We start from the raw sequence: 11,713 nt of genomic DNA on the forward strand, positions 1-11,713 counted from the left end.
TCGTTATTGGGCGGTTACGTTTATCTTAATTATATATACTCTTAAAACCCAAGGGGTAAAAATCCCCCCTTACAATCCTACCATTTCATCAAGCCAGCTAGAGAAATTGGCTTCCTTTGTATCTTCATCATTCCATTCAAAATCTTCCAAGTATGTTCTATTAGTGATTAGTTTGACACGTTTGTTTTGGTATTGGGGATCTAAATAGAATAGGGGGTCTCTTCACTATACAAGTTAGCGAGGACCCGAACTCTTTTCCTATACTCTACTCGTTTTATTGGACCACTTTTTGAGACAATTCTAGTGTATATGTTTTATACAATTGATGGCAAGTTTGATTCTCTCCTATTTTAATCAAGGAAACACAAGGTAAGACAAGTCCTGACCAGATAGACTCTAGTATTTCCTCACGATTTGAATGTTCTTCTAACTTGGCAACAATCTGAGGAGCCATCTTATAGTAGGATTCAATTTCCTCCTGACCACCATCTTTAAAAGCTAGATAAGAATCCCTGAATTTTCGCAAAGTCATCAATTCATCACAGTCATCTGCCAATCCCTTGTAAGTTACAGCTGCTTCTGTCAAATAACAACCTCTTTGTTCAATCTGATAGTAAGCATCTGGTTCACCAAAAAATCCAGTTCTAGAGTGCACATATCTCTCTGCATCACTCCTACGTTGAAAAACAGCTACTTCTCTTCCCTTACGATATACAATAAATTCCATTTCTTTTACCTCCCTATCTTACAATATTTAATAATTCCTCATAACTTGAAACCACATCATAGATGTGCTGATCATTAATCAATCCAGCTTGAGCTAACGCTTTAAAATGAGCACGCGCACAGGAAATTTTTGCTTGCTCAGCTTGTTTTAATTGAAGACTAGACATAGAGCCTTTTGTTTCTGCAACAAAATAGATATGCTTGACACTACCTTCACGGAAGGCGATTGCCCAGTCAGGGTTATAGTTTCCAAGTGGAGTCGCAATACTGAACTTCCCTGGTAACTTCACATAAACACGAACATCCTCGTATTGTTCCAAAGATTCTTTAAACGTCTTCTCCGTATTTGAATCAACTTTTACAAAATTGTAAATCCCTTTTTTGGATTCAAGTAAGTGATCATCTGATCTGTTAGCAGTTTCAGGATTGTCATAAAACAAGTCCATATCATACTCTTCATTTAACACATTATACTGAATATGCTTGATAATTTGACTTGCTTTTTGTTCATTAATAAGCTTTGAAACCTTAAGAATAAACTCTTCTGGATTTTGTTTAAACTTGTCAAATTGGTAGACATAGATTTTACTTAATATTTCCGCAACCAATTTACGAGTTAAACCAGTCTGCTCAGCAATCTCCCCTAGCAAATCATATTTGGTCATAATCTGCGAATCCGTTAGATATTCTTGTTGGCGATCATTTTCAGCTACCGTAAAGTTCAGTCCCTCTTCTTTACTCATATCTGCTGCACTTGCTTGAGTTATTTGGAAACTTGGTTTGCTAACGACTAATTTCTCATTGATATAGTCAACCGAATGTTTTACCAATTCCGCATCATCAAATTCTACTTGATAGCTGGTCTTTCGATTGATTTGCTTCCAGAGATTTAAGAATTCTTTTCGAGCAATATTTTCTTGATTGACCTCATTTGAGAACTGAATGACTGAATGATTGGCATTTTCAATTTCATACTGTCCAACATGATAAACGCTCTCCAATATCTCTACCAGCTTATCCTCATAACCTGCTAGTGTTTCAGACAGTTGTAACTGATGATTTTCTTTTGCAGTAAAATATTCTGTAGTTAATTGCCCTTCACGGTCTATATAGCCTTGTCGGATCAAATCAAAGTGAATCGAATCTGCTTGTTCCTTGGTAATACGTCTTGTTTGTCCTTCTTGATTGGTTAGAACTTTATTCGCAAAAAGACTAACATCCACTTTTGCAGGACGATCTGCTAAGAGTTCTTTGATTTCTTCTTGTAGACTTCGAGCAAATTGATCATAACTTTCATTTGCAATTACTGTCAGTTTATTGATTTCATGAACATCATTTCCTAAGAGTTCAAAATCCTGACGAATTCCGTTTTGGTCAACTGCCAAACGCATACCACGACCGATTTCTTGACGTTTACGGGTTTCTGCTGAAGATTGCTTCAGCGTACAGATTTGAAAGACATTAGGATTATCCCATCCCTCTTTTAGAGCTGAGTGAGAAAATAGGAAACGAACTGGCTCTTCAAAGCTCAACAAACGCTCCTTGTCCTTCATAATCAAGTCATAGGCATCGGTGTCATTTGAAAGATTACTTTTCTTTTCACTGGCAGATTTATAATCTACGAAAATGGTCTTATCTGACTTCTTCACTTTATCTACCGAAAAGTAACCAGCATGAACTGAATTTCCCTCAAGATTAGCCTCCAAATATCTACGATAAGGAGTTGGTTCCTGTGTTCGGATAAACTGGTTTACTTGATTTCGATATTCTTCTTCAAAAATCTGAGCGTATTCACCATTATAGGCATCATTATGTTCATCATATTGTTTATACTTGGCCACTTCATCGATGAAAAATAGGGATAATACTTTAATTCTTCGATTGTACAGTTTACTTTCTTTTTCGAGATGACTTTTTATAGTTTCTCGGATTTGAATTCTTCTGATGCTCGACTCATCCACTTCCCCTATCACTTCACCAACATGAAGTTCTTGCGTCACGCCAACTTGAAGTTTGTTCTCCCTTGCATCAAAGTGACTAAGGGTCATTCCTTTATAAGCAGATAAATTCCCTGATTCAGCGTATAAATCAAAGGGTTCTTCCACTACCTTCAATTTCCTTTTGACACCTGACTGCGTTTTTACTTCAAACTCAATTTTTGCTTTGGGTGCTCCTGTTTTTTGTGGAATGATTTCTTGTAGATAAAGATAGCCTTGTGTCCCGGTCGTCCCAGTTTGCTCAATAGCCTTAACCGCAATCTTTTTCACTAATTTTTGATTGTAAGCATCCATGGCATCCAATCTATAAACCATATCATGCTTTTCCTTGTGTGTAGCCGAATAGCGTAGCGTAAACAATGGCTTAAAATCTTTTAGTCTTTCCTTTGTCTGTTTCCCTTCAACAGATTGAGGCTCATCAATAATCATAATCGGATTCATAGCTGCCAATACATCAATCGGACGACGCCAACGGAAACTTTCCTGCTCAGAATGAATCCGTCGCGCATCTTTCCCTTTCGCATTAAAAGCTTGAGAGTTGATGACCATAATTTGAAGGTCTGACGAATTGGCAAAACTATCCAAATCACCTAAACGTGAAGAATCGTAGACAAAATAGCGTGGTTGTTTGCCATACTCCATCTGAAAGTGGCTTGACATGATCTGTAGAGATTTGAGAACTCCTTCACGAATGGCTACACTTGGAACGACAATGACAAATTTAAGCCAGCCATAGCGTTTATTCAACTCCATAATTGTACGGATATAAGTGTAGGTCTTCCCTGTTCCCGTCTCCATCTCTATGGAAAAATTATAAGCTTCTCGTCCAGCAATCATATCAATCGATAGTTTATCAGAAGGACGCAAACCATAGCGAGTTTGCATAGTATGAACATTTTCTCGTATACTTGCTTGACTCAATTGAATCGGTGCATTTCGATAAGCATCTAAAACCAAATCTACCTCATCTGACTTGAGACGACCTAGATCCGCCATATACTGAACTCCAGTATGTTTGGCTTGCCCTTGAAATAAATCTGCAATGGCACTAACCGCATCCAACTGGAATTGTTGTTTTTTAAATTGTAATCTCATTGCAAATACCTCCCAAGAACAAGTAACTAAGAATAAATAAGATAATAACAATCGGTTGAATATTTACGAAAATATTATCCATGCTAAAATCTAACTGTCTAATTTCTTTACACTTTGCTCTATGATAATCGTACTCACTATAATTTTCTTGTTGCTGAAGAATAAGATTATATTTTTCTACTATAACTTTAAATTTAGCATTCTTCTTTTTAAAATTATAACCTTGTAGAGATAACCATTGAAGTGATTCTTTAAGTTTATTAATTTCTATATGGTGATAATGGAATTTCAAAGCACGTTCTCTATAGTTTAATGTGGACACATAATATTGAATGATAACTGTATACATAGAAAAACATCCTGAAACCACTTTTTTTATCAAACCTTCATTTGGAACTATCAATGAAATAACTAATAAGGTACTAGATAAAATAGCCATCAAAAGTAAATACATGTCCCACTTACTAGCATATCCCTCAAGTCGTTCACTAGCCAAAATACGAGCTCGTCTAACTATTTTTAGTTTTCTAATTTCATCTTGAATCATTTCATCAAGCTTCTCAAAATTGCTATTTTTGCTATTATTCTTCTTTTTGATATTTTTGACGTTTTTATTAAAACTCATAGCCTACACCACCTTCACTTTCGTATGTGGTGACAATTCTTTGAAGATTTCACTTACGTTAATCTTATCTGCTGAATTGGCAAATGAGCTATCACGGAAAACAGTACGGAGTGGTTGTGCTTGAGCGATGTGACGGATAACTTCTTCAGAGATTTCATCTTCAAAACAAGCCATGAGTGATCCTTGATCTACATCATAAACTTCTGCTCCTGCTACTTTCTCCCAATCAATAGCTAATGACAATTCCATTCCCCATGTCAGCATAACTTGGAAAAGTAGGTCAAGCCCAGTACGTCCTTCCTTGATATTGGATACACTATCAAAAAGTTCTCCTTGGATAAATTGATCTGGCCGAGCTGAAACATCTTTGAAATTAGAAGAAGCTAACTTGTAGGCCTTAAATCCAAAGTCTTGTTTGCCAACCAACTCTGGATGCTCTTCCTGAATCTTTGCAGCAGCACGACGTATCCGTTCACGTGAAATCTGATCAATAGTTTCATAACCTGCTTCTTTAGCAGCAGACTTATCAGCTACTTCCTCATCCAAAGTACACAGGATAAACTTACGATTTCCACCATCTTCCGCATTCAGTTGCATGACTGCATCTGCCGTAGTACCAGAACCACCAAAGAAGTCAAAAATAATAGATTCTTCTTGACTATAAAGCTGTATAACACGTTTTAATAATGGTACTGATTTTGGATATGTAAAATAAGCATTTCCATCAAATAGTCTCTTTAAATCTTGACTAGCAGATTGTGAATGTCCAACATCTTGATATTTCCAAATTGTCATTGGAGTTATCGTCTGTTTAGTCTCTGATAAAAATCGTTTTATCGATGGTACATTATCTCCATTCGGACCAAACCAAATGCGCTTATCCAAAACAAATTCTTCAAATCTATCTCGATTCAATCTCCAACTATAACCACTTGGTGGCATAACTTTACGTCCACTTGGTGTCACAATTTCGTAAATATTATTTTGAATTGCTGGACCAACTGATAGATCTCCAGATTTCCATATTCCTCTTGGATCATTATCAGGATTTGAATAACGATCATTAGCCTCATCACTTCTAGGTAATCCATTACATACTGAAATTTCTATATTTTTTGAATACGCCAAAATATAGTCATGACTCTCTGAAAAGTGCTTTTTCAAATTTACAGGCGAATATGCACGTTCCCAAATTACATTAGCTATAAAATTCTCCTCCCCAAATATCTCATCACAGATAGCTTTCAGATTAGCTTGTTCATTATCATCGATAGAGATAAAGATGACACCTGAATCTTTGAGAAGATTACGCGCTAGGCGGAGGCGTGGATACATCATATTGAGCCAGTCTGAGTGATAACGGGCCGAAGTTTTTTCATTTTTTGTGAGCCCAATTACTTGGCGTCCTTCTTCATCCAAAAGTTCCATCTCTTCCTTCAACTCTTCGTCTGTTTTTTGGAACTTATCAGAGTATACAAAGTCTTTCCCTGTATTATAGGGTGGATCGATATAAATCATATCGATTTTTCCTAGATAGGATTCTTGTAAGATTTTCAAGACTTCTAAATTATCTCCAGTAATAAAGACATTTTCACTGTTTTCAAAGTCAACACTTTCATCAAGATCTGGTCTTAAGGTTTTGGTAGTTGGTCGCCCAGCTTCTGCAATAGCTTCACGCTTTCCAACCCAAGTAAACTCATAGGATTCTCGACCATCCACAATTTCCTCTGATAAAAACTGTTTAAGCTTCTCAAAGTCAATCGCAGGATGTAATCTGCCGTATTCATCCCTCTTTTCCGTCAGAACTTCAGGAAAAAGTTGACCAATTTTTGAAATATTATCTGTAAAAACATCTTTGGAAGTGAGAGTTAATTTCTCAAGTCCAGACTTTTCACCTGTGTGCTGTGCTGTGCTGTGCTGTGCTGTGCTCATGGTAGTATCCTTTCTTAGCTTTGTCAAGCTTTTGTAATTTTAATTTTATAAAAAATTAAGTCGGCTTATCCTATCTTTGTAATGCTTCATTTTTAATACATTACAGCTTCATTTTATCAAAAATAAGGATTGAAATCAAAAGAGTTCTCTAATCTCAATTTCTGATTTTTCTTTATATTTATACTCTTCAAAAATCTCTTCAAACCACATCAACGTCGCCTTACCGTANNCAAAACAGTATTTTGAGCAGCTTGCGTCTAGCTTCCTAGTTTGCTATTTGATTTTCATTGAGTATTATTATTTTTTATTCTTTACAGATTCAAAATAGACCTTTATTATTTTTCTAAAAAAGGAAAGCCCTGCGGCCTTCCTTTGTCTTACTTACGTTTCTTCTTCGCTTTCTTCATTTTGTTAGCCATTCGTTTCATAGACTGTTTCATGGCAAATTCGCCAATTTTACCTTTGAGTCCGCCACCAAACATCTGGCTCATATCGGGCATTCCTGCTCCTCCGAGAGCTGATAAGTCAGGCATACCACCTTGTCCCATCATTCCTTCAAGGGCAGACATATCCATTCCTCCCATATTTGGCATATTTTTGGGAAGATTGTTTGGATTGATCCCCATCTGTTTCATCATCTTGTTCATATCTCCAGACATGACACCCTGCATGAGCTGTTTAGCCTGGTTAAAGTCTTTGATGAATTTATTGACTTCGACAAAGGTATTTCCAGAACCTGCGGCAATACGACGTCGACGGCTTGGATTTAGCAAATCTGGGTTTTCACGTTCTTCAGGTGTCATCGAAGACACGATGGCACGTTTGCGCGCAATCTGGCGTTCATCTACCTTCATGTTTTGAAGGGCTGGGTTGTTGGCCATACCTGGAATCATCTTGAGCAAGTCTTCCATCGGCCCCATGTTTTGCACCTGATCCAACTGATCAATGAAATCATTGAAATCAAAGGTGTTTTCACGCATCTTCTCAGCCATTTCAAGGGCCTTTTGCTCATCGTATTCTTGAGAAGCTTTCTCAATCAGAGTGAGCATATCCCCCATGCCAAGGATACGGCTAGACATACGATCTGGGTGGAAGGTTTCAATGTCCGTAATCTTTTCACCTGTACCAGTGAACTTGATTGGTTTTCCAGTAATGTGACGAACAGATAGAGCAGCACCACCACGAGTATCGCCATCAATCTTGGTAAGGATAACCCCAGTCACTTCCAACTGATCATTAAACTCACGCGCAACATTGGCTGCTTCTTGACCAATCATGGCATCAACGACGAGGAGAATTTCATTTGGTTGAGCCAGTGCTTTTACGTCACGAAGCTCATTCATCAATAGCTCATCAATCTGCAAACGACCTGCCGTATCAATCAAGACATAGTCATTATGATTGGCTTGTGCTTGTTCCAAACCTTGACGTACAATCTCAACAGCTGGAACCTCTGTCCCAAGTGCAAAGACAGGCACATCAATCTGTTGTCCCAAGGTCTTAAGCTGGTCAATGGCAGCTGGACGATAAATATCCGCCGCAATCATCAAAGGACGAGCATTTTCTTCTTTCTTAAGTTTGTTGGCCAATTTACCGGCAAAGGTTGTTTTACCAGCCCCCTGTAAACCAACCATCATGATGATGGTTGGAATCTTAGGTGACTTGATAATCTCAGCTGTATCAGAACCTAAAACGGCTGTCAGTTCCTCATCAACGATTTTAATAATTTGTTGCGCTGGGTTAAGGGTATCAATGACCTCATGCCCGACTGCACGCTCACGAACTTTCTTAATAAAGTCCTTTACAACAGGCAAGGCAACGTCGGCCTCAAGCAAGGCCAAGCGAATTTCTTTGGTTGCCTCTTGGACATCAGATTCAGAGATTTTTCCTTTTTTACGTAGATTTTTAAAGACGTTCTGTAAACGTTCTGTTAAACTTTCAAATGCCATTTTTCTTCCTCTTATTCTCTATTATCAATGCTTGTTAAAATTTCTATCTGCTCTTTCAGAAAGTCATCATTGGGATAGCGCTCCAAAATCTGGTCAAAAATCTGACTGCGGACAATGTAGTCAGAGTACATGTGCAATTTCATCTCATAATCTTCCAGAATCTTTTCTGTTCGCTTGATATTGTCATAGACAGCCTGACGACTGACACCGAACTCCTCGGCAATCTCAGCAAGGCTGTAATCATCAGCGTAGTAGAGCTCGATATAATTCATTTGCTTATCTGTCAAAAGCGCTGCATAAAATTCAAAGAGCGCATTCATACGATTGGTTTTTTCAATTTCCATAACTTTTATTATACCAAAAATTAGCCTAATCTACCACACTAGGAAGTCAATACAAGAAGATAGCTAGCAAAATTTGAAAAAATTTGAAAAAAATAAGATCCTAGCCCCAAGTAATTTCCAATTGATAGCTAGCAAAGGGATGTCCCTCTTGATTTTGTAGTTGATAATCTAGTTCAATCTTTTGTCTATCAACTTGATAATGGCTCGTTTGGATGATAAACTCCTGCATGCCCATAGGTGTAGGAATATAGGCTAAACTATCACTATCCTTTAAAAAGCGCATAATGGTCTTGGGATTGGAAAAACGACTCATCACCAGTTCTTGACCATGAAATTTAATGACTACTTTTTCCTTTTCCTCATTATAGAAAAACAGGTAGCTATAATCTCCTTTTTTATGCACTTCCACGTCATAAAGCTGGTCAATCACTTCCAACTGCTCATCAAACTGAATCGTATTTCGCATCCGAATCTTCACATCAGGTCCTCTTTCTTGTCTCTTGTCCTACTATTTTACCAAAAAGAGCAGGATTTTGCTATAATGGTCATATGAACGAAAAAGTATTCCGTGACCCTGTTCACAACTACATCCATGTCAATAATCAAATCATCTACGACTTGATCAATACAAAAGAATTTCAACGCTTGCGCCGTATTAAGCAACTGGGAACTTCCAGTTATACCTTCCACGGTGGAGAACACAGTCGCTTCTCCCATTGTCTTGGAGTCTATGAGATTGCTCGTCGCATCACGGAGATTTTTGAAGAAAAATATCCTGAAGAATGGAATCCTGCCGAGTCTCTCTTGACCATGACCGCTGCTCTCCTACACGACCTTGGGCATGGTGCCTACTCCCATACTTTTGAACATCTCTTTGATACAGACCATGAAGCCATTACTCAGGAGATTATTCAAAGTCCTGAGACGGAGATCCACCAAGTCCTACTACAAGTAGCGCCCGATTTTCCAGAAAAGATAGCCAGTGTCATCGACCATACCTATCCTAACAAGCAGGTTGTGCAACTCATTTCCAGCCAAATCGATGCAGACCGCATGGACTATCTCTTGCGCGACTCCTATTTTACAGGAGCATCCTATGGAGAATTTGACCTGACTCGCATCCTCCGAGTCATTCGTCCTGTCGAAAGCGGTATTGCCTTTCAGCGCAATGGCATGCATGCCATCGAAGACTATGTCCTTAGCCGTTACCAGATGTACATGCAGGTTTATTTCCACCCCGCAACACGCGCTATGGAAGTTCTCCTACAGAATCTTCTCAAACGCGCCAAGGAACTCTATCCTGAGGACAAGGACTTTTTTGCACGAACTTCTCCCCATTTGCTACCTTTCTTTGAAAAAAATGTGACCTTGTCTGACTATCTAGCTCTGGATGATGGTGTGATGAATACCTACTTCCAACTCTGGATGACCAGTCCTGACAAGATTCTTGCAGACCTGTCGCAACGCTTTGTCAACCGCAAGGTCTTTAAATCCATTACTTTTTCACAAGAAGACCAAGACCAACTCGCTAGCATGAGAAAATTGGTTGAGGATATCGGCTTTGATCCCGACTACTACACTGCCATTCATAAGAATTTTGACCTCCCTTATGATATCTATCGTCCCGAATCTGAAAATCCACGGACACAGATTGAGATTTTACAAAAGAATGGTCAACTAGCCGAACTCTCTAGCCTGTCTCCTATTGTCCAATCCCTTGCTGGTAGCCGTCACGGAGATAATCGTTTTTATTTCCCGAAAGAAATGTTAGACCAAAACAGCATCTTCGCAAGTATCACCCAGCAATTTTTACACTTGATTGAGAACGACCATTTTACCCCAAATAACAACTAGAAGAGGAATTTTATGAGTATTAAACTAATTGCCGTCGATATTGACGGAACACTAGTCAACAGCCAAAAGGAAATCACTCCTGAAGTCTTTTCTGCCATCCAAGATGCCAAACAAGCTGGTGTCAAAGTCGTCATTGCAACTGGCCGCCCCATCGCAGGTGTTGCCAAACTTCTGGACGACTTGCAGTTGAGAGACGAGGGTGACTATGTGGTGACCTTTAACGGTGCCCTTGTCCAAGAAACTGCTACTGGCCATGAGATTATCAGCGAATCCTTGACCTATGAGGATTATCTGGATATGGAATTTCTCAGTCGTAAGCTCGGTGTCCACATGCACGCTATTACTAAAGACGGTATCTATACTGCCAATCGCAATATCGGAAAATACACAGTGCACGAATCAACCCTCGTCAGCATGCCTATCTTCTACCGCACACCTGAAGAAATGGCTGACAAGGAAATCGTCAAGTGTATGTTCATCGATGAGCCTGAGGTTCTCGATGCTGCAATTGAAAAGATACCAGCAGAATTTTACGAACGCTACTCTATCAACAAGTCTGCTCCTTTCTACCTCGAACTCCTTAAAAAGAATGTAGACAAGGGGTCAGCCATCACTCACCTAGCTGAAAAACTCGGATTGACCAAAAATCAAACCATGGCTATCGGTGACGAAGAAAATGACCGTGCCATGCTGGAAGTCGTTGGGAACCCCGTTGTCATGGAAAATGGAAATCCAGAAATCAAAAAAATCGCCAAATACATCACTAAAACAAATGACGAATCCGGTGTTGCCCATGCCATCCGAACATGGGTACTGTAAGAGGGTATGAATAGACGAAAACCGCTCAGTTGAGCGGTTTTTATAGTAAAATGAAATAGGAATAGGACAAATCAATTTCTAGTAATGTTTTAGAAGTCCAGATACACTATTCTAGTTTCAATCTACTATAGTATCTAATTACATACCCCCTGCTGGAATCGATAAATAGAAAAAACCTTATTTTAAGGCTCTTCCTATACTATTTATCAATAACCCTCTTTTAGAGTATGTCCGTAAGTTTGAATAATTTGTTGTATATCTTTATGCCTTAGTAATCTTGAAACAGCCCATATATCAACACCTTTTGATAATAGACTTCCTGCGAAACAATATATGGTAGAATAGTTCTATGAATTATGAAGCAAGTGAACA

At 38.6% G+C, this 11,713-nt stretch carries 10 protein-coding genes; 3 read left to right on the forward strand and 7 right to left on the reverse strand.

Going from position 1 to position 11,713, the window contains the following annotated elements:
- On the forward strand, positions 1 to 208 hold a 208-nt coding region (locus HT669_RS10900; protein ID WP_205380507.1), incomplete at its 5' end, for a hypothetical protein.
- A 66-nt stretch (positions 209 to 274) separates the two neighbouring features.
- On the opposite strand, the gene HT669_RS10170 is transcribed toward HT669_RS10900, so the two are convergent.
- The 7 genes from HT669_RS10170 to HT669_RS10200 form a co-directional block, all read right to left on the reverse strand.
- Entirely contained in the window at positions 275 to 727 is a 453-nt protein-coding gene (locus HT669_RS10170; protein WP_050223616.1) for a CFI-box-CTERM domain-containing protein, read from the reverse strand.
- A gap of 13 nt (positions 728 to 740) precedes the next feature.
- Positions 741 to 3,818, reverse strand: a complete 3,078-nt coding sequence (locus tag HT669_RS10175; protein ID WP_055356954.1) for a DEAD/DEAH box helicase family protein — start codon at positions 3,816 to 3,818, stop codon at positions 741 to 743.
- The gene (locus HT669_RS10180; protein ID WP_000009498.1) at positions 3,802 to 4,443 is read right to left on the reverse strand and encodes an SLATT domain-containing protein; all 642 of its coding nucleotides are present in this window, start codon (positions 4,441 to 4,443) and stop codon (positions 3,802 to 3,804) included. Before HT669_RS10180 ends, HT669_RS10175 begins: the two co-directional genes overlap by 17 nt.
- A gap of 3 nt (positions 4,444 to 4,446) precedes the next feature.
- A complete protein-coding gene (locus HT669_RS10185) occupies positions 4,447 to 6,375 on the reverse strand; it encodes a site-specific DNA-methyltransferase (RefSeq protein ID WP_087148661.1) in 1,929 nt (642 codons plus the stop codon).
- A 377-nt stretch (positions 6,376 to 6,752) separates the two neighbouring features.
- Complete coding sequence (gene ffh / locus HT669_RS10190) at positions 6,753 to 8,324, reverse strand: signal recognition particle protein (RefSeq protein ID WP_023941312.1); 1,572 nt, start codon at positions 8,322 to 8,324, stop codon at positions 6,753 to 6,755.
- Positions 8,325 to 8,335: 11 nt separating this feature from the next.
- Positions 8,336 to 8,668, reverse strand: coding sequence for a putative DNA-binding protein (locus HT669_RS10195; protein ID WP_023936115.1), 333 nt, complete (start codon positions 8,666 to 8,668; stop codon positions 8,336 to 8,338).
- A gap of 100 nt (positions 8,669 to 8,768) precedes the next feature.
- Positions 8,769 to 9,146, reverse strand: a complete 378-nt coding sequence (locus HT669_RS10200) for a DUF1934 domain-containing protein (RefSeq protein WP_079247627.1) — start codon at positions 9,144 to 9,146, stop codon at positions 8,769 to 8,771.
- A 71-nt stretch (positions 9,147 to 9,217) separates the two neighbouring features.
- Here HT669_RS10200 and HT669_RS10205 point away from each other — a divergent pair, with 71 nt between their 5' ends.
- Both HT669_RS10205 and yidA read left to right on the forward strand, forming a co-directional pair.
- Positions 9,218 to 10,522: an HD domain-containing protein gene (locus HT669_RS10205; protein ID WP_050208475.1), complete on the forward strand. Its 1,305-nt coding sequence runs from the start codon at positions 9,218 to 9,220 to the stop codon at positions 10,520 to 10,522.
- Positions 10,523 to 10,534: 12 nt separating this feature from the next.
- Positions 10,535 to 11,341, forward strand: a complete 807-nt coding sequence (yidA, locus tag HT669_RS10210) for a sugar-phosphatase (RefSeq protein ID WP_023941315.1) — start codon at positions 10,535 to 10,537, stop codon at positions 11,339 to 11,341.
- Positions 11,342 to 11,713 lie beyond the last annotated feature (372 nt).

The organism is Streptococcus sp. 2100 (genome assembly GCF_013276335.1).
GTDB lineage: Bacteria > Bacillota > Bacilli > Lactobacillales > Streptococcaceae > Streptococcus > Streptococcus pseudopneumoniae.

Bases quoted from the DNA above. Each gene is read 5' to 3' on its own strand.
- HT669_RS10185 (WP_087148661.1), bottom strand. From the start codon at position 6,375: ATGAGCACAGCACAGCACAGCACAGCACAGCACACAGGTGAAAAGTCT.
- ffh (WP_023941312.1), bottom strand. From the start codon at position 8,324: ATGGCATTTGAAAGTTTAACAGAACGTTTACAGAACGTCTTTAAAAAT.
- HT669_RS10205 (WP_050208475.1), top strand. From the start codon at position 9,218: ATGAACGAAAAAGTATTCCGTGACCCTGTTCACAACTACATCCATGTC.
- HT669_RS10195 (WP_023936115.1), bottom strand. From the start codon at position 8,668: ATGGAAATTGAAAAAACCAATCGTATGAATGCGCTCTTTGAATTTTAT.
- HT669_RS10180 (WP_000009498.1), bottom strand. From the start codon at position 4,443: ATGAGTTTTAATAAAAACGTCAAAAATATCAAAAAGAAGAATAATAGC.
- yidA (WP_023941315.1), top strand. From the start codon at position 10,535: ATGAGTATTAAACTAATTGCCGTCGATATTGACGGAACACTAGTCAAC.
- HT669_RS10175 (WP_055356954.1), bottom strand. From the start codon at position 3,818: ATGAGATTACAATTTAAAAAACAACAATTCCAGTTGGATGCGGTTAGT.
- HT669_RS10170 (WP_050223616.1), bottom strand. From the start codon at position 727: ATGGAATTTATTGTATATCGTAAGGGAAGAGAAGTAGCTGTTTTTCAA.